This is a genomic window from Paracoccus thiocyanatus, assembly GCF_900156255.1.
Classification (GTDB): domain Bacteria; phylum Pseudomonadota; class Alphaproteobacteria; order Rhodobacterales; family Rhodobacteraceae; genus Paracoccus; species Paracoccus thiocyanatus.
On sequence record NZ_FTMK01000007.1, the window covers coordinates 142,358 to 162,312 of the forward strand.

The following is a 19,955-nucleotide window of genomic DNA, read 5'->3' on the forward strand; positions in this document are numbered from 1 at the left end:
CACCAAGCCAAAGGAGGCACCACGTGAAACTCGTCCCCTTTCTGACAGCGACGGGACTTGCCCTGTCCGCATTGCCGGTCATGGCGCAGACCGAAGCCGTGAACGACAGCGCCCTGCGCGAGGAAGCCCTGGGCGTGTTCGAGGCGATTCCCCAAAAGATGACCGCCATCAAGCAGACCGAAGAAAATCCCGATGGCGTTCCGCTGACTGCCGAGAAAATCGAACTCGGCAAGCTGCTGTTCTTTGATCCCCGGATGTCCAGCTCGCAGTTGATCTCGTGCCAGACCTGCCACAACGTCGGCATGGGCGGCACGGATGCGCTGCCGACCTCGATCGGCCATGGCTGGCAAAAGGGGCCGCGCAACTCGCCCACCATGCTTAACGCGATCTTCAACGCGGCGCAGTTCTGGGACGGTCGCGCGGGCGACCTGGCCGAACAGGCCAAGGGGCCGGTCCAGGCCGGGGTCGAGATGAGCAATACCCCCGAAGTGGTGGTCCAGACGCTCAATTCGATGCCCGAATATGTCGATGCCTTCAAGGCCGCCTTCCCTGGCGAGGCCGACCCCGTCACCTTCGACAATTTCGCCGCCGCGATCGAACAGTTCGAAGCGACCCTGATCACCCCCAACAGCGCCTTCGACCGCTATCTTGCGGGCGATGACGCGGCGATGGACGACCAGGAAAAGCGCGGGCTGCAAGCCTTTATCGAAACGGGCTGCACCGCCTGCCACTATGGCGTGAACTTCGGCGGACAGGACTATCACCCGTTCGGCCTGATCGCGAAGCCCGGCGCCGAGGTGCTGCCCGCTGGCGACAAGGGCCGCTACGAGATCAGCCAGACGGCGGATGACGAATATGTCTTCCGTGCCGCGCCGCTGCGCAACGCGGCGCTGACCGCGCCCTATTTCCACTCGGGCGTGGTTTGGGATCTGGCCGAGGCGGTGAAGATCATGTCCTCGGCCCAGATCGGCACCGAGCTGTCCGACCAGCAGGCGGAAGACATCACCGCCTTCCTGGGGGCGCTGACCGGCGAACAGCCGATCATCGACCACCCGATCCTGCCCATGCGCACCGACACGACGCCGCTGCCGGCGCCCATGTAGGCCCAGGGCCATCTGCACGGAACGGAAAAAGGGGCCCAAGGGCCCCTTTCAACTGTCAGCAGGGCCAGGCCGATCAGCCGGCCTTTGCGGCCTCGACCGTGATCTTGATCTCGACCTCATCCTCGACGGCGGGCGCGAACTTGCCCAGGTTGAACTCCGAACGCCTGATTTCGGATTCGGCGTCGAAGCCTGCAACCTCGTTGCCGGTCATCGGATGGTTGCCAAGCTGGTTCAGATCGACATCCAGCACCACCTGCTTGGTCACGCCATTCAGCGTCAGATCGCCGGTGACCTTGGCTTCCTTGTCGTCGCCTTCGGGCTCGACCTTGGTCGATTTGAAGGTCGCGACCGCGCCGCTGGCGTCGGTATTGAAGAAATCCGGCCCGAACAGGTGCTTGTCCAGTTCTGCCGAAACCGTGCGCAGCCCGGCAAGCGGGATGGTCGCCTCGACGCTGGAATTGGTGGGATTTTCGGCGTCCAGCGTCAGCGTGCCGGTGACGCCGTTGATGATGCCGGTGCTGGTCGAAAAGCCCATGTGATCGTATTCGAAGACCACCTGGCTGTGGGCGGGGTCGAATTCATAGACCACCGGCTCTGCCATGGCCGCGCCCGCAAGCAGGACCAGGGCGGCCGAAGAGGTGAGAACGGATTTCATGCTGAACTCCCGGTTTGAATGACTCTGGAAAGGTTCTGCCACAAAATCCTGCGGCTTCAACAAGGTTTCCCGAAACCGGCCTGACAATTTCGTGTTTCGCCGCAGCGCAGAAACGAAATCGCCGCAGCCGGGCACTGGGGCAGCGTTTCCGGGGTTTTTCCTTGCAATCCCTGCCCTGGCGGCTATAAGGCCGCATCCTTCCGCAAATGCGAAACCGGCGCAGCCTCTCGTGGCGGGGCGCGGAAGGGCTGTCCCGCCGTTGAAGTGCGCCCCGAAAAAAGGTGCAGACATGCCGCTTTACGAGCATGTGCTGATCGCCCGCCAGGACCTGTCGAATGCGCAGGCCGAGGGGCTGATCGAACATTTCTCGACCGTGATCGCCGACAATGGCGGCAAGGTCGTGGACAACGAATATTGGGGCGTTCGCACGCTCGCCTACAAGATCAACAAGAACCGCAAGGGCCATTACGCCTTCCTGCGTTCGGACGCGCCCTCGGCCGCCGTGCAGGAAATGGAGCGTCTTGCTGGCCTGCATGACGATGTCATGCGCGTGCTGACCATCCGCGTGGAAGAGCACAAGGACGGCCCCTCGATCCAGATGCAAAAGCGCGACGAGCGCGAGCGCGGTGATCGTGGCGACCGCGGCGAGCGGCGCGAGCGTCGCGACCGCGACGACCGGAACTAAGGGAAAGGAACCAGGATCATGGCCAACAAACCCTTCTTCCGCCGCCGCAAGGTCTGCCCCTTCTCGGGCGACAATGCCCCCGCCATCGATTACAAGGACACGCGTCTGCTTCAGCGTTACGTCAGCGAACGCGGCAAGATCGTGCCCTCGCGCATCACCGCAGTCTCGGCCAAGAAGCAGCGCGAACTGGCGCGCGCCATCAAGCGCGCCCGCTTCCTCGCCCTGCTGCCCTATGCCGTGAAGTAAGGAGAGACGATCATGCAAGTCATCCTGCTGGAACGCGTGGCCCGGCTGGGCCAGATGGGCGAAGTCGTGCGCGTCAAGGACGGTTTCGCGCGCAACTACCTGCTGCCGCAAGGCAAGGCGCTGCGCGCCTCGGACGCCAATATCCAGGCGTTCGAAGCCCGCAAGGCCGAACTCGCCTCGCGCAACGACGAATCCCGCGCCGAAGCGCTGAAGGTCGCCGAAAAGCTTGACGGCCAGTCCTTCGTCATCATCCGCTCGGCTTCTGATGCCGGCGCGCTTTATGGCTCGGTCACGCCGCGCGATGCCGCCGATGTCGCCAATGCCGAAGGTTTCGCAATCGAGCGTCGCCAGGTTGTGCTGACCGCCCCGATCAAGGATCTGGGCCTGCACGAGGTTCGCGTGCACCTGCACCCGGAAGTCGATGTGACGATCCGGCTGAACGTCGCCCGCTCGACCGAAGAGGCAGAGCTGCAAGCCACGGGCAAGTCGATCCAGGAACTGGCCGCCGAAGAGGAAGCCGCCGCGGAATTCGAAATCGCCGAACTGTTCGACGATCTCGGCTCGGCCGGCCGCGACGAGGACGAAGTCGCGAACTGATCGCGCCTTATCGCCAAACATCAAGAACGCGCCGCTTGCCGGCGCGTTTTTTCATGGCCGCGGGCCTGGGCGGCTTGCCCGCCCCGCGGCTTTGGCGGAACATTAGCGGGGTTGCCGGGTTGAAATCCCGAAGCGCCCTTCGCAGAGGATGTTCCCGAATGCGCCACCAGGACGACCCGCCCATCACCCATACCCAGGCCGACGTGACCAGCGAAACCCGCTTTGGCCCGCGCCCGGTTCCCCCAGGCCATCGCCCCCGGCCGGGGCCGGCCGAATCGCGGCGCATTCCGCCGCATGGCGATCTTGCCCCCGATGGCAGCCGGCCTTGGCCGCGACCCTCGCGCGGGGCGAAATGGCTGGTGCTGGGCGGCGCCGGGCTGGCCGCCGCGGCCCTGACCGCGGGAACGGTCGTCGCGGCCCGGCATCTGTTCGACCGATTCTCGCAAGACGATTCGCCCTCGGGGCGGCGCGGCAGCCTGGCGCCGTGCTATGCCGACCTTAGCCCCGCCGAACGCGAGGCCATGCGCGAGCGGATGCGCAGCCGCGACGCAGAGGCCGCCCGCGCCGCGCAGCACATCCGGGCCGCCGCCGAACGCGACCGGCAGCCCCGCCCCGCGCCGCGCCGCCCGCGGCAACCGCTGATGAAAGAGATCGAGGCCAATACGGCCAGCCTGACCGAAGGTGTCGAAAACGTGATGCGTGCGGTGGAATCGGCCGTCAGCGGCTTTCGCACCGTCGCCGGCCAAGCCAGCGCGATCATGCGGGAATTCGGCGACGCGGCCGCCTTGGTACGCGATATCGTCGACCGCAAGCCCGCATCGCCGCAGGCCCGCAGCCAGAATCGCGAAACCGCGCGCCCCGGCTCGCGGACCGCCGCGACCGGCATGCCGGACCTGCGTGACGACCCGCTGCTTGACGACGGCGCCGATGCGGTGCCGCCTGGCGGCCCGGCAGACCAGGACCCGCGCATCCACCGGCTTTGACGCGGGGGCCAGCATCGTCGCCGCAACGAAAATGGCCGCCCCCTAATGGGGCGGCCATTCCATGTCAGCCGGTGCAGGGGATCAAAGCTGATCCAGCGCCTCGATGGCTTTTTCCAGTTCTTCCTTGGTCACGGGCTTTTCCGAAACCTTGGCGCCTTCGACGATATGGTCCACGACCTTGTCTTCGAAGATCGGCGCACGCAGTTGCTGCTGCGCCTGCGGGTTTTGCTGGATGAACTCGAAGAAAGCGCGCTCCTGCCCCGGATATTGCCGGGCCTGGCGCATGACCGCCTGCGTCATCTCTTGGTCCGAGACGCTGATCTCGGCCTTCTGGCCGATCTCGGCCAGCAGCAGGCCCAGGCGGACGCGGCGTTCGGCCAGCGCCTTGTGCTCGTCCGTCGGCTCGATCTCGCCATGGTTATGGCCGTGCTCTTCGGGGTGTTCTTCGTGCCAAAGCTGATGCGCGATCTGCTGCGCCTCGGCCTCGACCAGCGAATCCGGCAGCTCGAACTTGACCAGCTCGTCCAGCTTGTCGAGCAACGCGCGCTTGAGCACCTGGCGCGAGGCGCCCTGGTATTCCGCCTCCAGCCGCTCGCGGATCTGGGCTTTCAGCGCGTCCAGGCTGTCGGCACCGAATTTCTTGGCCAGTTCGTCGTCGATCTCGGCGGCTTTCGGCGCCTTGACCGCCTTGACGGTGGTTTCGAAGACGGCGTCCTTGCCGGCCAGCGTGGGGTGGCCATAATCCTCGGGGAATTTCACCTCGACCTTGACCTCGTCGCCAGCCTTGGCGCCGACCAGCTGTTCCTCAAAGCCGGGAATGAAGCTGTTCGAGCCCAGCACCAGCGGGTAATCCTCGGCCGAGCCACCCTCGAAGGCTTCGCCATCGACCATGCCCTTGAAGTCGATCACGACCTGGTCGCCGTCCTTGGCCTTGGTGCCCTTCTTGCGATCTTCGAAGTTCTGGGCGTTCTTGGCCAGGTTTTCCAGCGCCTCGGTCACCTGGTCTTCGCCGGCGGCGACGACCAGCCGCTCAAGTTCGACACCGGACAGGTCGGCCTGGGGGATGGTGGGCAGCGCCTCATAGGCGACGGTGACGACGACGTCGTCGCCTTCCTTCCAGGTCTCGCCATTGACCATCTCGATCTTGGGCTGCACGGCGGGGCGGTCGCCCGACTGCTCCAGATGGTCGCGCAGCGCCTTGTCGATCGCCTCCTGCATGGCATCGCTCATGATACGCTGGCCGAACTGCTTTTTCAGCAGCGCCATCGGCACCTTGCCCTTGCGGAAGCCCTTCATCTCGACCTCGGGCTGGGTCTCTTTCAGCTTCGCATCCACCTGCGCCGCCAGATCGGCCGCGGGCAGGGTGAATTCATAGCCCCGCTTCAGCCCTTCGTTCCGGGTTTCCTTGACCTGCATTTGTCTTCCTTCATCCACGAACCGATCGCGCGGGTCCAAGGCTTGCCAGCCCTGCCGGCACCGGAACCTGCCGTCCCGCGCCCCCGCCTGTTTCAGCGCGCTAGCTAGGGGATTTCGCCCCGCATAGCAAGGAGGAACGCGGATTTACCCCGGTTGCGCGCCCGCTGCGGCCTGGGGCAAAGGGGTGGGGAAAACGCCACGCGGCGCAGCAATGCAAGGCCAAAAGAACCGCCGCGGCGCGATCCAGGAACTCACGGGAAAAATCCGCCTGCAGCCTTGGCTTGGATGTGATTAGGTCAACGAACGGAACCTAACTTATGGACATATTTCCTTTCCCGCGGGCAAGGTTCATAGAGTTCCTGTGCCGTAAGTGGTTGTTTGTTAACCTGGGTAAGTGGTTCAGTGGTCTTGTTCGACCCGACCGGGCGGACGCGCCTTGCGTTCGCCCGGTTGTCGATTCCACCCCGGTCATCCCGGCCCCATCGGGCGGCGCGCATGGACGCCCCTTTACGGGCGATCAGCCGCGGGCCCGCACCACCTGCAATAGCGGCATGACATCGGACATGTCCGGCCCATGCGCCTGGCCGGTCAGCGCCTTGCGCAGCGGCATGAACAGGCCCTTGCCCTTGCGGCCGGTCGCCTGCTTGACCGCATTGGTGAACTCGCCCCAGGTCGCATCGCTATAGGGCGGCGGCGGCAGCAGCGTCATCGCCTGGGCAATGAAATCTGCATCCTCGGGGTCGATCTGCGGCTCGGCCCCTTGCGAGAAGATGTCCCACCAACCGGCCAGGTCGTCCAGCCGGGTGATGTTCTGCGAGGCGACGCGCCAGAACCGCTCGGCCAGATCGGCCGGCACGCCCAGCGCGTCGATTCGCGCCCGCACCCGGTCAAAGGGCAATGCCTGGTTCGCCTCGCGCGTCAGCGGCCACAGGTCCTCGGCGTCGAACTTGGTGGGCGAGGCGCCGAATTGCGACAGCTCGAACCCCTCGGCCAGCTCGTCCAGCGAAGTCTTCAGTTCCACCGGCTGCGACGAGCCCAGCCGCGCCATCAGCGACAACAGCGCCTCGGGCGCCACGCCGTTTTCGCGCAGGTCCTTGATCGACAGGGTGCCCAGGCGCTTGGACAGTTCCTCGCCCTGCGCCCCGGTCAGCAGGCTGTGATGGGCAAAGGCCGGAGGTTCCGACCCCAGGGCGCGGATGATCTGGATCTGCGTCGCGGTATTGGTCACGTGGTCGGCGCCGCGCACGATATGGGTCACGCCCATGTCGGCGTCATCCACGGAACTGGCAAAAGTATAAAGCACCTGCCCGTCGGCGCGGATCAGCACCGGGTCCGACACGCTGGCCGCGTCGATGGAGATACCCCCAAGGATGCCGTCGGTCCATTCGATCCGCTCCTGGTCCAGCAGGAAGCGCCAATAGCCGGCGCGGCCCTCGGCGCGCAGCCGGTCCTTGTCCTCGGCCGAAAGCTTCAGCCCGGCGCGGTCATAAACCGGCGGCCTGCCCATGTTGAGCTGCTTCTTGCGCTTCAGGTCCAGCTCGGTCGGGGTCTCGAACACCTCGTAAAGCCGGCCGGACGCCCGCAGCTCCTGGGCCATCTCGCCATAGCGGTCCAGGCGGTCCGACTGCCGCTCGATCCGGTCCCAGGTCAGGCCCAGCCATTCCAGGTCGCGCTGGATGCCGTCGGCATATTCCTGCTTGCTGCGCTCGCGGTCGGTGTCGTCCAGCCGCAGGATGAAGGTGCCGCCCGCCTTGCGCGCGATCAGATAGTTCATCAGCGCCGTGCGCAGGTTGCCGACATGGATATGGCCGGTGGGCGAAGGGGCGAAACGGGTGGTGGTCATGGGGATCTCCTGTCGGCTTCGCTCTTTCACAAACGGCGGTTTTTGTCCATATCGGGGACCAAAGACAGAGGTAAGCCGATGCTGGACTGGAAGAATGCCGAGGCCCCGGACGCGGCCATGATCGAGGAACTGGCGCGCGAGGCCATCGCCGGCCTGCCGCCGGAATTCGCCGCCCCCGCCGCCCAGGTGGTGCTGCGCGTCGAGGATTTTGCCGGCGACGAGTTCCTGGACGAGTTGGAGATCGACGACCCGCTGGAGCTGACCGGGCTTTACGACGGCGTGCCGATGACCGAGAAATCGCCCAGCGACCCGCAGCATTTCCCCGACACGGTCTGGCTGTTCCGCCGCGCCATCCTGGACGAATGGGCCGCGCGCGGGGACGTGACGCTGGGCCAGTTGGTCGCCCATGTCGTGGTGCATGAATTCGCCCATCACTTCGGCTGGTCCGACGACGACATCGCTGCCATCGACCGCTGGTGGGAATGATGGGCCAGGCGCCGATCCTGACCATCACGCTGAATCCCGCCCTGGACCTGACCACCGGCGCCGCTCGCGTCGTGCCCGACACCAAGCTGCGCTGCGAGCCGCCGCGCTTCGATCCGGGCGGGGGCGGCATCAATGTCAGCCGGGCGATCCGCGCCATGGGCGGCGACAGCACGGCGCTGGTCGCGCTTGGCGGCGCCACCGGGCAGCGCATCGCCGAATTGCTGGCGGCGACCGGCATCCCGCTGCACACCCTGCCCGCGCCGGGCGAGACGCGGCAATCCGTGACCGTGGACGACCGCACCATCCGCCAGCAATACCGCTTTGTCATGCCCGGCCCGGAATGGTCCGCGGCCGATGTCGATGCCGCGCTGGAAGCCGCCGCCAGTGCCGCCCGGCCCGGCGCGCTGGTGGTGCTGTCGGGTTCGAACCCGCCGGGGGTGCCGGCACGCTTTGCCGCCATGCTGGCCCAGCGGCTGCGCGGCAGCGGCGCGCGGCTGGTCGTGGACACTTCGGGCCCGGCGCTGGCCCAGGTCGCCGCCGCCACCGACCGCCGGGTCGAGATCCTGCGCATGGACGACGAAGAGGCCGAGGGGCTGGCCGGCCGCCCCCTGCCCTATCGCGCCGATACGGCGGGCTTTGCGGCCAGCCTTGTCGCCTCGGGGGCGGCGCATGGGGTGATCGTGGCGCGCGGCCGCGACGGCAATATCATCGCCACCGATAAGGGCATCTGGCATGCCGAGGCGGCACGGGTCCAGGTGGTCAGCAAGGTCGGCGCCGGCGACAGCTTCCTGGCCGGCTTCACGCTGGGCCATGCGCGGGGCTGGCCGGTCTGGGACGCGCTGGGGCTTGCGGCCGCCGCCGCCTCGGCCACGGTTCAGACGCCCGCAACCGAACTGTGCCGGGGCGAGGATGTCGAGCGGCTGTTCGCCGCCCGCGTGGTGACGCGGATGGGGGCCTAGTCGCGCCCGTCCATGCGCACGAAATCCAGCACGCTGCCCTGGGCCGGGCGCAATTCGGACCAATCGCCGATCTGGAAATCGACCACCAGCGTCGCCGCCGTCGGATAGCGGCGGAAATCCGGGTCCAGGGGCAGCCGCGCCGGCAGCATGGCGGCAAATTCGGCGATGCCGGGATTATGGCCGATCATCATCACCGTGGGCGCCGAGGCGCTGCGCAGCACCTCCAGCATCTTCTCGGGCGCGGCGTGGTAAAGCCCCGGCTCGTACCGGATATGCGGCCGCACCTCCAGCGGGGCAAGCGCGATCCGCTCCCAGGTTTCGCGCGTGCGCTCGGCGGTGGAACACAGCACCTCTTCGGGCTCATAGCCGCGGCTGGCCAGCCAGTCGCCCAGTTCGCGCGCCGAACGGCGGCCGCGCGCATTCAGCGGACGGTCGTGATCGGGTTGCGCCGGATCGTCCCATGACGATTTCGCATGACGGGTCAGGATCAGTCGGCAGTGTCCGAGTGGAGTCATCGAATTGCCTTTTCGGCCATGCGGTTAAGTTTTGGCGGCGTCGCCGAGCCTGCCATAGCTGCGGCGGCGGCGGCAAGCCTTCTCTTTGTGGCGGGTTGTCGCGCGGTTCAAAGCCCGCTGTCGCCCTGGCGCAAGCCCCGCGGCTTGACCCGCGATTCGGTCGAGCGGATCAGCGAACCCGCGCCATGTTCGGTGAACAGTTCCAGCAGGCAGGCATTGGGCACCCGCCCGTCCAGGATCACCACGGCGCGCACCCCTTCCTCCAGCGCCTTCAGCGCGGTTTCGGTCTTGGGGATCATGCCGCCGGCGATAGTGCCGTCGGCGATCATGGCGCGCACCTGGTCGGGATGCATCGCCGTCACCACCTCGCCCGAGGCGTTCTTGACCCCGGCCACATCGGTCAGCAGCAGCAGCCGATCGGCCTTTAGCGCGCCGGCAATGGCGCCGGCCGCGGTGTCGCCGTTGACGTTGAAGGTCTCGTTATCCTCCATCCCCGTGGCCACCGGGGCGATGACCGGGATCAGCCCGGCATTGTAAAGGTCGCGGATGATCTGCACGTTCATCTCGACCGGGCGGCCGACGAAGCCCAGTTCCGGGTCGTCCGGCTCGCAGACCATCAGGTCGTCGTCCTTGCCGGAAATCCCGACCGCGCGGCCGCCGGCATCGTTGATCGCCTGCACGATGCGCTTGTTGACCAGACCCGACAGCACCATTTCCACCACCTCGACCGTCTCGCGGGTGGTGACGCGCTTGCCGCGCACGAAACGGCTCTCGATGCCCAGCTTGCCCAGCAGGTCGTTGATCATCGGCCCGCCGCCATGGCAGACCACCGGATGGATGCCGACCTGGCGCATCAGCACGACATCGCGGGCGAATTCTGCCATCGCCTCGTCGTCGCCCATGGCATTGCCGCCGAACTTCACCACCACCACCGCGCCCGAATATCGCTGCATATAGGGCAGCGCTTCGGACAGAGTGCGGGCGGTGGCGATCCAGTCTCGGTTCATGTTCTGCTTTCTCATCAGGAGCCCCTGTTCGTCGCACCGACCCTAGGATGCGCGCGCCGGCCAGTCCAGACCGCGCCGTTCCAACCCCGCCGCCTAGTCGAGCCCGGCGATGATCGTGCGCAGCGTGGCGATGCCCTGGCCCTTGTCCGAGCTTGTGATCACAAGCTCGGGATAGGCGGCCGGGTGCTTTTGCAACGCCTGCTGCACCTGCGCGACGGTCGCCTCCATGGCCTGCGGGCCGATCTTGTCGGCCTTGGTCAGCACCACCTGGAACGGCACGGCCGAGCGGTCCAGCAGCTTCATGATCTCGTGATCCACATCCTTGACGCCATGGCGCGAATCGATCAGCGCAAAGGCGCGGCGCAGGGTCGGCCGGCCGGCGAGATAGCTTTTCAGCAGCGCCTGCCATTTCGCGACCACGGCAACCGGGGCCTTGGCGAAACCATAGCCCGGCAGGTCCACCAGATAGGCCTGTTCGCCCAGGGTGAAATAGTTGATCTCTTGCGTGCGCCCCGGCGTGTTCGAGGCGCGGGCAAGCCCGTTGCGCCCGGTCAGTGCGTTGATCAGGCTGGATTTTCCGACATTCGAGCGCCCGGCAAAGCAGATCTCGGGCCGGTCGGCCGGGGGCAGCCCGTCCATGGCCACGACGCCCTTCAGGAAATCGACCGGGCCGGCGAACAGCTTGCGCGCCGCCTCGGCGGCTTCGGCATCGGGCTCGGGCGCGATGGGAAAGGCGACCTTCATGCCCGCACCTCGTCGCCAAGCGTGATGTCGCCGCCGGTCACCACCTCGGCATAGATGCCGAAATCGCGATGGCCGAACTGCGCCTCCAGCGCCTCGGGCATGTCGATGTCGATGCGCCCGGTGGTGGGATCGGCGCTGGTCGCCGGGCAGCGGCCGATGGCTTGGGTGACGCGCAGTTCGACCCCACCCAGCGTCAGGACATGGCCGATCAATTCGCGTTCGGCATAAGGCGCCCAGCCCTCTAGCCACAGGTTCCCGCGCCAGCGTTCCACGCCCAGCGGCCTGCCCAGCCGCGTTTCCAGATCGGCCAGGCTTGCCAGCGACAGGATCGAGATCCAGGGCTGGCTTTCATCGGTCCAGCCGGTGGGTCCTCGCACCAGCCGCGTCGGCGCGGGCTTTTCCGCGGGCCAAAGCGGACGGACCCAGTCCACCAGGCGCGGCCCTTCGGACTCGGGGTCGAAATCCAGGTCGGGCAGGTCGGGATGGCTCAGGCGGATGCGGCCGCTTTCCGCATCTTCGCCCCAGCCGCCGCGCACCGCCTGCAACCCGGCCGCGGCCGCGCCGCGCAGAAAGCACGACTTGGGCAGCCAGCGCACCGGCACTGCGCCGGCGTGACGCTCTCCGCCCTCGGTCAGCAGCGCCCAAAGCCGGTCGCCCGGCAGGCGCCGCGCCGCATCCAGGCGGACCCGGCGCAGATCCTCGCCGCCGATCGCCTTGATCGGGTGCCGGCGTATCCGCGCGATGCGAGCGGTCATTTGCCGCCCTTGTCCCGGCTTTTGCCCCCCGCCTTGCCCCGCGACGGCAGGCTGGAGCGGATATTGCCGAAAAAGTCGGGCCGGTGGCCGTGCATCGACATGATGGTGTATTGCTGGATGATGGTGATGGTGTTGTTGGTGATCCAGTACAGCACCAGCCCCGAGGCAAAGCCGCCCAGCATGAACATGAACACCCAGGGCATCCAGGCGAAGATCATTTTCTGCGCCGGATCCGTCGGGGCCGGGTTCAGCTTTTGCTGCATCCACATCGAGATGCCCAGCAGGATCGCCAGCACCGGCAGCGTAAAGCTGTGCAGGAAGCTGCCCTGGCCCGGCGCCGCCCAGGGAAGCAGGCCGAACAGGTTCCACAGGCTGGACGGATCGGGCGCGGCCAGGTCGCGGATCCAGCCGATCCAGGGCGCGTGGCGCAGCTCGATGGTGACGAAGATCACCTTGTAGAGCGCAAAGAAGATCGGAACCTGCAACAGCACCGGCAGGCAGCCGGCGGCGGGGTTCACCTTTTCGCGCTTGTAAAGCTCCATCACCTCTTTTTGGTACTTCATCCGGTCATCGCCGGTGCGCTGCTTGACCGCCTCCATCTCGGGCTGCAATTCCTTCATCTTGGCCATCGAGATGTAGGATTTGCGCGCCAGCGGAAAGACCAGCAGCTTCAGCACGAAGGTCAGCGCGATGATCGCCCAGCCCATGTTGCCGATCATCGCGTGCAGCCAGTGCAGCAGGCGGAAGATCGGCTTGGTCAGGAAATAGAACCAGCCCCAGTCGATGGAATCGACGAAGCGGTCGATGCCGGGATTTTCCTGGTAGCCGTTGATGACCTCCCACACCTTGGCCCCGGCGAACAGATAGCTGGAACTGGTGGCGGTCGCGCCCGGCGCGACGGTCTGGACGGGCATCCGCGCCTCGGTCTGGTAGATATCGGCGCCGGGGGCGTATTTCACCACCGCGGTAAAGGATTGGCCCGGCGCGGGCGCCAGGGTGGTCATCCAGTATTTGTCGGTAAAGCCGATCCAGCCGTTTTCCTGCACTTCGATCAGTTGCGCGGGGCCTTCGCCGGCAACCGGGTCCAGGTCGGGCAGGTTCTTGTATTTCTCTTCCAGCAGCTTGCCGTCGGTCATGCCAACGACGCCCTCGTGCAGGACGAAGAAGTTCTGGGTGTCGGGCCGGCCATGCCGTGCCAGGATGCCATAGGGCGCGGCGGAAAACGGGGTGGCGGCAGTATTTTCCAGGGTCTGGGTAACGGTGAACAGGAACTTGTCGTCCAGCGCATAGGTGCGGCGGAAGACCTGCCCCGCGCCGTTGTCCCAGCGCAGCGTCACCGGCTGGCCCGGCGCCAGGGTCGAGCCGGATTCGACCTCCCACAGGGTGGCCGGGCCGGGGACCAGCGCCGGATCGGTGCCGGCGGCGGGGATCCAGCCATAGACCGCGTAATAGGGCTTTTGCACGGCGATCTGGGCATCGCCGCCCGGCGCGACCGGGCTGCCATCGTCCTGGACCCTGCGTTGCGCCGTCGGCGACAACAGCCGCACAAAGGGCGAATTGGGGTCCAGCGTCTCGCGATAGCCGGTCAGTTCCAGATCGTCGATGCGCCCGCCCGCAAGCGAGATGGTGCCGGCCAGCGCGGGGGATTCGATCGCCACCCGCCCGGCATTGGCCGACGGATCGGCGTTGGCCGAAACTGCCGGATCCAGCTCGGGCGCGGCGCCCTGCGGCACCGCACCGGGCAGGGCCGGGGCGGCGGCTTCGGGCTGGACCGCGCCCTGGCTGGCGGGGGGCGTGGCATCCTGTGCGGGCGGCGCCGGCTCGGGGGCGAAGAAGATCGACCAAACGAGCATGACGAGGGCGGAAAGCACCATCGCCAGGATGAGGTTGCGGTTGTTGTCTTGCATGCCGGACCAGCCCTTCGTCGTCACCCCGCATCGAGGGTTCGGGCCGCTTCAACAGAAGCGACCGGCAAAGGTCAAGGGAATTTGCCGGAAAACCGGCCGGCCAGTGCCCCCCACCCAGCACTGTGGGGGCCGCACAAACGCCGCGTCCGGGGCCGAATTGCCGTCGGCCGATACCGGGGCGCGTCGGTCCTGCCGGATTTCCCAGGCAGCGGCCCTCACGACCCAAAACATCGGGCACTTCCCGCCAAGGCGGGGAACACCGCCGGGCAGAGGGGCGGCCCGGCCGAAAGCCACCCTGCCACTCGCCATAAGCGGGACAAGGCAAGGTGGTATCCCGCCCCAAGGACAGGGCCGGTACGCCTTCCCCTGGGCGGTCTTCCGTGGACAAATATCCTGGGGGACGCGCGGCCGGCCCCTGGGGCCGGCGGCGCGGGGGGCAAAGCCCCCGCCACCCGTGCAACCCCCGTCGCGGCGCGACAAGAAAGGCCATGCGCTGCCATCCCCGAACCCTCACGCCTTGCGGCCCAGGACGAAGGGGGCCGGCAGCGAAAGATCGTGATCCAACAGGAAATCGTCCACGGCGCCCGCCTCCATCGCCGGCACGACGGCCGGACCCTGCACCGCGCTGAAGCCGATCTGGGCCAGGAACGCATTCTCCTCGGGCGTCGATACGCCGTCGGCCAGGGTGGCAAGGTCCAGATGCTCGGCCAATGCCAGCATGGCCAGGATCATGCGTTGCTGCTCGGCGCTGCGGTCGCAGTCGGCGATGAACGTGCGGCCGATGCGGACGCGGCCGATGCCGAAGCGGCGCAGATCGTCCAGTCCGGCGCTGCCGGTGCCGAACTCGCCCAGGGCAAGCGCGCAGCCTGCTGCGGTTAGGCGCTGCAAGCTGGTCGTCACCGGCATCCGCCCACCGCTGCGGCCGATCGGCTCGGTCATCTCGATCTCCAAGCGCGCCGGGACCAGGTCGTGCCGGTCCAGTTCCCAGAGTATCATGTCCGCAATCGCCGCATCGGCCAGCATCCGGTCGGTCAGCGGCACCGACAGCACCGGCACCCGCACCCCCAGCCGGTCCCAGCCGCGAAGCGCGGCCAGCGCCTGGCGCAGCATCTCGGCAACGATCCGCCCCAGCGTCCCATCGTCCAGCCGCGGCTGAAGCGCGGCCAGATCGCAACTGTCTTGGCCATCCATCCGCATGCGCGGCGCGACCCGCAAGGCCAGGACCTGGCCGGTGTCGCAACAAAGCTGCGGCTGGAACAGCAGGCAAAGCCGCTCAAGCGCCCCGTCCGGCAGCGCGGCCGGGTCGGCCTGCGGCTGCATCTCGACGAACCGGATCTGCCCGGTGGCGAAAACCGGGCTCAGCCCCTGCAAGGCCAGCCGCCCCCTGGCATAAAGCGCCGCCGGCTGCGGCGGACTGCCGTCGCACCTGACGATGGCCGCATTCACCACCGGGCAGACGCGCAGATCCGGCAGTTCGATCCCGCCGGACAGGATGGCCTGCAACCGCGCGAGCAGACCGGGCACCGCCTGGTGGCGGCCAACGGCCAGCAGGCCCAGGATTTCACCGCTGCCCGCGGCGCGGGCCTGCGGCAGCAGCCGCAGTTCAGCGACCAACCGCAGCAAAAGCTTGTCCAGCATCTGTTCCAGCAGGACCGGACCGATGCTGGCGCGCAGCATATCCAGGTTCTCGACCCGCAGCACCAGCGCCAGCCGGGTCCTGTCCTGGGCCGCCCCTTCCCCCCTGACAAGCCTTGCCAGCCGTGATGCGGCCGCCGCGATTCCATAAGCCATAGCTTGATCCGACTGTTGTTCCACGGATCGCAGCCTAGCCCGACGAAGCTTTTCGTTCCGTTAATGTTCGCGCAGGATCGGCACGTCTTTTTCGCTAAAATCCGACATATCCGGCATCAGCGCGGTGAAATCGAACAGTTTCGGATCCGGCAGATGCGAGGGCCGCACGTTCATCAACGCCCGAAACATCACTTGGCGCCGGCCCGGCGCGCGCGATTCCCATTCGTCCAGCAGCTTCTTGACCTGCACGCGCTGCAATCCCTCCTGGCTGCCGCACAGATCGCAGGGAATCACCGGATAGGCCATGGCGCGGGCAAAGCGGTCGCAATCGGCCTCGGCCACGAAGGCCAGGGGGCGCAGCACGTTCAGGTCCCCCTCTTCGTTCAAGAGCTTGGGCGGCATCGACGCCAGCCGGCCGCCATGAAACAGGTTCATGAAAAAGGTTTCCAGGATGTCGTCGCGATGGTGGCCCAGCACCACGGCGCTGCACCCTTCCTCGCGGGCGATGCGGTAAAGATTGCCGCGGCGCAGGCGCGAACACAGGCTGCAATAAGTCCGCCCCTGGGGCACCTTGGCCTTCACGACGGAATAGGTGTCCTGGTATTCGATGCGATGCGGCACGCCGCGTTCGGTCAGGAACTGCGGCAGCACCGTCGCCGGAAAACCCGGCTGGCCCTGGTCGAGATTGCAGGCCAGCAGTTCCACCGGCAGCAGACCGCGCCATTTCAACTCGTGCAGCACCGCCAGCAGCGTGTAGCTGTCCTTGCCGCCCGACAGGCAGACCAGCCAGCGGTCGCCGGGGCGGATCATGTCATAGGTTTCGATCGCGGCGCGGGTCTCGCGCACCAGGCGCTTGCGCAGCTTGCGAAACTCGGTCGAAGCGGGCGCGCCGCGAAACAGCGGATGGATTTCCTCGGCCTCGCCGTCGCCGGTTTCATCGAACTCATCGCGCATCTTTGGGTCCCCATCGCGCTTGCGCGCCCTGCTTGGCATAAGCGCCGCGTTAATCCTGCGGCGATTGCTCGCTTCCCGGCACCGGGTCAAAGCCGTGCCCGCCCCAGGGATGGCAGCGGCAGACCCGCCGCGCCGCCAGCCAGCCCCCCTTGGCCGCGCCGTGCCGCTCCAGCGCCTCCAGCGCGTAGGCGGAACAGGTGGGCTGGAACCGGCAGCCATACCCCACCCAAGGACTGGCCACCAGCCGATAGGCCCGCACCGGCAGCGCCAGAAGATGCGCCAAGGGCGTCATGACCCTTCGCCCCGCTGGCCGTGGACCCGCGCCAGGGCGGCGGCCAGGTCGGCGCGCATCTCGGCAAAGCCGCGCTCGACCGTGACGCCGGGCCGGCCGACCAGCACGTAATCCCAGCCCGGCCGCGCTGTTTCCGGCATGACCGCGCGCGCCAGCGCCCGCAATCGGCGTTTCGCCCGATTGCGCGTCACGGCGTTGCCCAGTTTCTTGGAACAGGTAAAGCCGACCCGGATCGCCTGCCCCGCCTCGTCCTGATGCCGGCGGCGCGCCTGGAGCAGAAAGCCGGGCATGCCCTGCCGCCTGGCCGAGGCCGCGCGCAGGAAATCCGCCCGCTTGCGCAGGGTGGCAAGCGCCGGCCCGGAAACGGCAGAAGCCGCCCCATCCAGCGTCGCATCGGCGACGGCCCGGTCGGTGGCGGCGGCTTTGGTGGCGCTGTCCATCACGGCAAGCCCACGCCCTGCGGCGCAGGGCTTACGCGCTAAGGGTCTTGCGGCCCTTGGCGCGACGGGCGTTGATCACGCGGCGGCCGGCCTTGGTCGCCATGCGCGCGCGAAAGCCGTGGCGGCGGGCGCGAACCAGGTTCGACGGCTGGAAAGTGCGTTTGGACATCTTCAAACTCCGGGTCAGGGCGTGCCAGGGTATGGGCCATCAGCCCACGCAAGACGCGCCGGTCATTCGAGGCCCGCTGGATAGTCGCCCCGCCGGCCCAAGTCAACCGGATTGCGAAGCTTTCGCCACCTGGGCCGGCTTTTCGGAACCCGGCCGCGGTCACGCAGGTTTGAACTGCGTAATGTCAGCCACTATGTGAAGCAGCGGCGCCAGACGAAGGGAATAACAAAGCTCACCATGTCCCTGAATAGCTTATCCGGCCGATTCGCGCTGATCACCGGCCTTTTCGTGCTTCTGGCCGAATTGCTGATCCTGCTGCCTTCGATCGCGAACTATCGGCTGGATTTCCTGGAATCGCGGCTGGAGCGCGCGCAGATCGCCAGCCTTGCGCTGCTGGCGACCGACGAATCGCTGGCCGCCGAGCTGGAATCGGAACTGCTGGAGAATGCCGGCGTCTTCAACGTGGTGCTGCGGCGCAACGATGTGCGCCAGCTTGTGCTGTCCTCGCCGATTCCGGGGCCGATCGCGGCCACCTACGACCTGCGCGAACAGCCGTTCTGGACCTCGATCCGCGACGCCCTGGTGCAGATCGCCGATGCGCAAAACCGGGTGATCCGGGTGATCGGCGCGCCGGTGAACCAGGCCGGGCAGTTGATCGAGATCACCACCGACACCCGCCGCCTGCGCACCGAGATGATCGACTACGGCCTGCGGCTGTTGCTGATTTCGGCCGCCTTTTCGGTCCTGACGGCGATTTTGCTGAACCTGGCCGCCCAGCGGCTGCTGCTGGTGCCGATCCGGCGCGTCATCAGCCACATGACCGCCTATGCCAAGGCCCCCGAAGATGTGCGCTCGATCATCACCCCCAGCGCGCGTCTGACCGAGCTGAACGAGGCCGAGACCGCCCTGGCCGCCACGCAGCGCACCGTGACTTCGGCGCTGAAGCAAAAGGACCGTCTGGCGCAGTTGGGCCAGGCCGTGGCCCGCATCAGCCACGACCTGCGCAATATCCTGACCACGGCGCAGATCTTTGCCGACCGGCTGGAGAACAGCGCCGACCCGGCCGTGCGCCGCGCCGCGCCCAAGCTGCTGAACTCGATCAGCCGGGCGGTGACCCTGTGCGAGACGACCCTGGCCTTTGGCAAGGCCGAAGAGCCGGCGCCGTCGCTGTCGCGCTTCAACCTCTCGGCGCTGGTCGCCGAGGTGGTCGAGGGCGAATCGATGGCCGCCGACCGGCTGGACGGCGCCGAGCCCATCGAATTCCTGACCGACATCCCGGCCAGCCTGATCATTCGCGCCGACCGCGACCAGCTATTCCGGGTGCTGTCGAACCTGGTGCGCAACGCCCGCCAGGCCATCGAGGCCACGCGCCGGCCCGGCACCATCGAGATCGGCGCCGGCGAGGACGACCGGGAATGGTGGATCCGCATCGGCGACACCGGGCCGGGCCTGCCGCAAAAGGCGCGCGACTTCCTGTTCCAGCCGTTTTCGGGCGGGTCGCGCAAGGGCGGCACGGGATTGGGGCTTGCCATCGCCGCCGATCTTGTGCGCAACCATGGCGGCGGGCTGGAGCTTTTGCGCAGCGACGAAGAGGGGACGCAATTCGTCCTGCACCTGCCGCGCGACCTGGCCGGCCTTGGCCCCCGGCATGCGGAAGTCGAGGGATAGGGCGCGATCTGGAAAAACTTTGCCGCCCCGGTCATTTTGGCCTTGCGCCCCCCCGACGCTCACTCTAAATCACCGCCTCACAGCGGACCCGTAGCTCAGCTGGATAGAGCACCAGACTACGAATCTGGGGGTCGGGCGTTCGAATCGCTCCGGGTCCGCCATATAACATCCAGACATCATTGTGTTTCTTCATCGCTCTGCTCCTTCTTCTGGGGGCCGGTTTGCAACTGGTTTGCAAAGGCGGTGGCCGGGCTGCTCTCGAATGCCTGAATCGCGGCCCTCGAAAGCGCGGGCGTCATCGCCAAGTATTTCTCAAGAATGCGAGTCGCCGATTGCAGCGTGTGCCCGGTGATCGACGCGATCTGGGGCACCTCGCAGCCGGCCTCGGCCAGCAAGGTGACCGCTGTGCCTCGCAGGTTGTGAACCGGCGTGCAAAATTGACCCCGTAACGGGGTAATCGGCTTCCAAAAATGACCCCCTTACGCTGATGGTCATGATGCCTCCGAGGCTATCGGGGGGCACAGTGTGGGATGCTGGTTGTGGAGACGATTGCGAAGATCCGCCGGGCGTATTTCCAGGACAAGAAGTCGATCAAGCATATCTGCCGAGAGCTGCGGGTATCGCGGAACACGGTTCGGAAGGTGATCCGGTCCGGCGCAACGGAGATGACTTACGAGCGAACCGTCCAACCGCAGCCGAAGATCGGTCCCTGGAAAGGCAAGCTCGACGAGATGCTGGCG

At 66.9% G+C, this 19,955-nt stretch carries 22 protein-coding genes, 1 tRNA gene and 1 pseudogene; 10 read left to right on the forward strand and 14 right to left on the reverse strand.

All coding sequences use genetic code 11. From position 1 onward, the window contains the following. The first annotated feature begins 80 nt into the window (after positions 1-80). Positions 81-1,103, forward strand: coding sequence for a cytochrome-c peroxidase (locus F3H32_RS07585; RefSeq protein WP_149765334.1), 1,023 nt, complete (start codon positions 81-83; stop codon positions 1,101-1,103). A 73-nt stretch (positions 1,104-1,176) separates the two neighbouring features. On the opposite strand, the gene F3H32_RS07590 is transcribed toward F3H32_RS07585, so the two are convergent. Continuing rightward, complete coding sequence (locus F3H32_RS07590; protein WP_149765309.1) at positions 1,177-1,758, reverse strand: YceI family protein; 582 nt, start codon at positions 1,756-1,758, stop codon at positions 1,177-1,179. Positions 1,759-2,047: 289 nt separating this feature from the next. On the opposite strand from F3H32_RS07590, the gene rpsF reads away from it, so the two are divergent. From rpsF to F3H32_RS07610, 4 genes are all read left to right on the forward strand, one after another. Then, a complete protein-coding gene (rpsF, locus tag F3H32_RS07595; RefSeq protein ID WP_115754880.1) occupies positions 2,048-2,443 on the forward strand; it encodes a 30S ribosomal protein S6 in 396 nt (131 codons plus the stop codon). 18 nt (positions 2,444-2,461) lie between these two features. Beyond that, the gene (rpsR, locus tag F3H32_RS07600; RefSeq protein WP_022704737.1) at positions 2,462-2,689 is read left to right on the forward strand and encodes a 30S ribosomal protein S18; all 228 of its coding nucleotides are present in this window, start codon (positions 2,462-2,464) and stop codon (positions 2,687-2,689) included. A 12-nt stretch (positions 2,690-2,701) separates the two neighbouring features. Then, positions 2,702-3,286 (forward strand): 50S ribosomal protein L9, encoded by a 585-nt coding sequence (gene rplI / locus F3H32_RS07605; RefSeq protein WP_149765310.1) that lies wholly within the window; start codon positions 2,702-2,704, stop codon positions 3,284-3,286. 158 nt (positions 3,287-3,444) lie between these two features. Further along, complete coding sequence (locus tag F3H32_RS07610) at positions 3,445-4,269, forward strand: hypothetical protein (protein ID WP_149765311.1); 825 nt, start codon at positions 3,445-3,447, stop codon at positions 4,267-4,269. 81 nt (positions 4,270-4,350) lie between these two features. On the opposite strand, the gene tig is transcribed toward F3H32_RS07610, so the two are convergent. Continuing rightward, the gene (gene tig / locus F3H32_RS07615; RefSeq protein WP_149765312.1) at positions 4,351-5,685 is read right to left on the reverse strand and encodes a trigger factor; all 1,335 of its coding nucleotides are present in this window, start codon (positions 5,683-5,685) and stop codon (positions 4,351-4,353) included. Between the two features lie 517 nt (positions 5,686-6,202). Beyond that, entirely contained in the window at positions 6,203-7,528 is a 1,326-nt protein-coding gene (gene gltX / locus F3H32_RS07620; RefSeq protein WP_149765313.1) for a glutamate--tRNA ligase, read from the reverse strand. Between the two features lie 78 nt (positions 7,529-7,606). On the opposite strand from gltX, the gene F3H32_RS07625 reads away from it, so the two are divergent. Both F3H32_RS07625 and F3H32_RS07630 read left to right on the forward strand, forming a co-directional pair. Beyond that, on the forward strand, positions 7,607-8,014 hold the full coding sequence (locus F3H32_RS07625) for a metallopeptidase family protein (RefSeq protein WP_149765314.1): 408 nt from the start codon (positions 7,607-7,609) through the stop codon (positions 8,012-8,014). Further along, positions 8,014-8,973, forward strand: a complete 960-nt coding sequence (locus tag F3H32_RS07630) for a 1-phosphofructokinase family hexose kinase (RefSeq protein ID WP_149765315.1) — start codon at positions 8,014-8,016, stop codon at positions 8,971-8,973. Before F3H32_RS07625 ends, F3H32_RS07630 begins: the two co-directional genes overlap by 1 nt. Here the strand turns inward: F3H32_RS07630 and F3H32_RS07635 are convergent. From F3H32_RS07635 to rpmH, 10 genes are all read right to left on the reverse strand, one after another. Further along, on the reverse strand, positions 8,970-9,488 hold the full coding sequence (locus F3H32_RS07635; RefSeq protein ID WP_149765316.1) for a SixA phosphatase family protein: 519 nt from the start codon (positions 9,486-9,488) through the stop codon (positions 8,970-8,972). The two genes, F3H32_RS07630 and F3H32_RS07635, sit on opposite strands and share 4 nt — an antisense overlap. Positions 9,489-9,595: 107 nt before the next feature. Next, positions 9,596-10,495, reverse strand: a complete 900-nt coding sequence (gene argB, locus F3H32_RS07640) for an acetylglutamate kinase (RefSeq protein ID WP_115754920.1) — start codon at positions 10,493-10,495, stop codon at positions 9,596-9,598. 93 nt (positions 10,496-10,588) lie between these two features. Then, a complete protein-coding gene (gene yihA / locus F3H32_RS07645) occupies positions 10,589-11,239 on the reverse strand; it encodes a ribosome biogenesis GTP-binding protein YihA/YsxC (protein ID WP_149765317.1) in 651 nt (216 codons plus the stop codon). Continuing rightward, positions 11,236-11,994, reverse strand: coding sequence for an MOSC domain-containing protein (locus F3H32_RS07650; RefSeq protein WP_149765318.1), 759 nt, complete (start codon positions 11,992-11,994; stop codon positions 11,236-11,238). Before F3H32_RS07650 ends, yihA begins: the two co-directional genes overlap by 4 nt. Beyond that, entirely contained in the window at positions 11,991-13,901 is a 1,911-nt protein-coding gene (gene yidC, locus F3H32_RS07655) for a membrane protein insertase YidC (protein ID WP_149765319.1), read from the reverse strand. Before yidC ends, F3H32_RS07650 begins: the two co-directional genes overlap by 4 nt. 510 nt (positions 13,902-14,411) lie before the next feature. Next, on the reverse strand, positions 14,412-15,692 hold the full coding sequence (locus F3H32_RS07660) for an EAL domain-containing protein (RefSeq protein ID WP_149765320.1): 1,281 nt from the start codon (positions 15,690-15,692) through the stop codon (positions 14,412-14,414). 60 nt (positions 15,693-15,752) lie between these two features. Continuing rightward, on the reverse strand, positions 15,753-16,646 hold the full coding sequence (gene ttcA, locus F3H32_RS07665) for a tRNA 2-thiocytidine(32) synthetase TtcA (protein ID WP_149765321.1): 894 nt from the start codon (positions 16,644-16,646) through the stop codon (positions 15,753-15,755). A 49-nt stretch (positions 16,647-16,695) separates the two neighbouring features. Continuing rightward, the gene (yidD, locus tag F3H32_RS07670; RefSeq protein WP_149765322.1) at positions 16,696-16,938 is read right to left on the reverse strand and encodes a membrane protein insertion efficiency factor YidD; all 243 of its coding nucleotides are present in this window, start codon (positions 16,936-16,938) and stop codon (positions 16,696-16,698) included. Further along, the gene (rnpA, locus tag F3H32_RS07675; protein ID WP_149765323.1) at positions 16,935-17,378 is read right to left on the reverse strand and encodes a ribonuclease P protein component; all 444 of its coding nucleotides are present in this window, start codon (positions 17,376-17,378) and stop codon (positions 16,935-16,937) included. The genes yidD and rnpA overlap by 4 nt, the downstream gene beginning before the upstream one ends. 31 nt (positions 17,379-17,409) lie before the next feature. After that, on the reverse strand, positions 17,410-17,547 hold the full coding sequence (gene rpmH, locus F3H32_RS07680; RefSeq protein ID WP_115754894.1) for a 50S ribosomal protein L34: 138 nt from the start codon (positions 17,545-17,547) through the stop codon (positions 17,410-17,412). 237 nt (positions 17,548-17,784) lie between these two features. Between rpmH and F3H32_RS07685 the strand changes: the two genes are divergently transcribed. After that, positions 17,785-19,215, forward strand: a complete 1,431-nt coding sequence (locus F3H32_RS07685; RefSeq protein WP_149765324.1) for a sensor histidine kinase — start codon at positions 17,785-17,787, stop codon at positions 19,213-19,215. A gap of 84 nt (positions 19,216-19,299) precedes the next feature. Beyond that, positions 19,300-19,376 (forward strand) — tRNA-Arg (locus F3H32_RS07690). A gap of 15 nt (positions 19,377-19,391) precedes the next feature. Here the strand turns inward: F3H32_RS07690 and F3H32_RS18160 are convergent. Next, entirely contained in the window at positions 19,392-19,610 is a 219-nt protein-coding gene (locus F3H32_RS18160) for an integrase (protein ID WP_149765325.1), read from the reverse strand. Positions 19,611-19,745: 135 nt separating this feature from the next. Between F3H32_RS18160 and F3H32_RS07700 the strand changes: the two are divergent. After that, a pseudogene (locus tag F3H32_RS07700) lies at positions 19,746-19,955 on the forward strand (IS21 family transposase); the annotation flags it as partial.

What these genes read in the sequence shown, in the direction of transcription:
- F3H32_RS07585 (WP_149765334.1), top strand. Translation starts at nt 81, where the DNA reads ATGGCGCAGACCGAAGCCGTGAACGACAGCGCCCTGCGCGAGGAAGCC.
- F3H32_RS07590 (WP_149765309.1), bottom strand. Translation starts at nt 1,758, where the DNA reads ATGAAATCCGTTCTCACCTCTTCGGCCGCCCTGGTCCTGCTTGCGGGC.
- rpsF (WP_115754880.1), top strand. Translation starts at nt 2,048, where the DNA reads ATGCCGCTTTACGAGCATGTGCTGATCGCCCGCCAGGACCTGTCGAAT.
- rpsR (WP_022704737.1), top strand. Translation starts at nt 2,462, where the DNA reads ATGGCCAACAAACCCTTCTTCCGCCGCCGCAAGGTCTGCCCCTTCTCG.
- rplI (WP_149765310.1), top strand. Translation starts at nt 2,702, where the DNA reads ATGCAAGTCATCCTGCTGGAACGCGTGGCCCGGCTGGGCCAGATGGGC.
- F3H32_RS07610 (WP_149765311.1), top strand. Translation starts at nt 3,445, where the DNA reads ATGCGCCACCAGGACGACCCGCCCATCACCCATACCCAGGCCGACGTG.
- tig (WP_149765312.1), bottom strand. Translation starts at nt 5,685, where the DNA reads ATGCAGGTCAAGGAAACCCGGAACGAAGGGCTGAAGCGGGGCTATGAA.
- gltX (WP_149765313.1), bottom strand. Translation starts at nt 7,528, where the DNA reads ATGACCACCACCCGTTTCGCCCCTTCGCCCACCGGCCATATCCATGTC.
- F3H32_RS07625 (WP_149765314.1), top strand. Translation starts at nt 7,607, where the DNA reads ATGCTGGACTGGAAGAATGCCGAGGCCCCGGACGCGGCCATGATCGAG.
- F3H32_RS07630 (WP_149765315.1), top strand. Translation starts at nt 8,014, where the DNA reads ATGGGCCAGGCGCCGATCCTGACCATCACGCTGAATCCCGCCCTGGAC.
- F3H32_RS07635 (WP_149765316.1), bottom strand. Translation starts at nt 9,488, where the DNA reads ATGACTCCACTCGGACACTGCCGACTGATCCTGACCCGTCATGCGAAA.
- argB (WP_115754920.1), bottom strand. Translation starts at nt 10,495, where the DNA reads ATGAACCGAGACTGGATCGCCACCGCCCGCACTCTGTCCGAAGCGCTG.
- yihA (WP_149765317.1), bottom strand. Translation starts at nt 11,239, where the DNA reads ATGAAGGTCGCCTTTCCCATCGCGCCCGAGCCCGATGCCGAAGCCGCC.
- F3H32_RS07650 (WP_149765318.1), bottom strand. Translation starts at nt 11,994, where the DNA reads ATGACCGCTCGCATCGCGCGGATACGCCGGCACCCGATCAAGGCGATC.
- yidC (WP_149765319.1), bottom strand. Translation starts at nt 13,901, where the DNA reads ATGCAAGACAACAACCGCAACCTCATCCTGGCGATGGTGCTTTCCGCC.
- F3H32_RS07660 (WP_149765320.1), bottom strand. Translation starts at nt 15,692, where the DNA reads ATGGCTTATGGAATCGCGGCGGCCGCATCACGGCTGGCAAGGCTTGTC.
- ttcA (WP_149765321.1), bottom strand. Translation starts at nt 16,646, where the DNA reads ATGCGCGATGAGTTCGATGAAACCGGCGACGGCGAGGCCGAGGAAATC.
- yidD (WP_149765322.1), bottom strand. Translation starts at nt 16,938, where the DNA reads ATGACGCCCTTGGCGCATCTTCTGGCGCTGCCGGTGCGGGCCTATCGG.
- rnpA (WP_149765323.1), bottom strand. Translation starts at nt 17,378, where the DNA reads ATGGACAGCGCCACCAAAGCCGCCGCCACCGACCGGGCCGTCGCCGAT.
- rpmH (WP_115754894.1), bottom strand. Translation starts at nt 17,547, where the DNA reads ATGTCCAAACGCACTTTCCAGCCGTCGAACCTGGTTCGCGCCCGCCGC.
- F3H32_RS07685 (WP_149765324.1), top strand. Translation starts at nt 17,785, where the DNA reads ATGTCCCTGAATAGCTTATCCGGCCGATTCGCGCTGATCACCGGCCTT.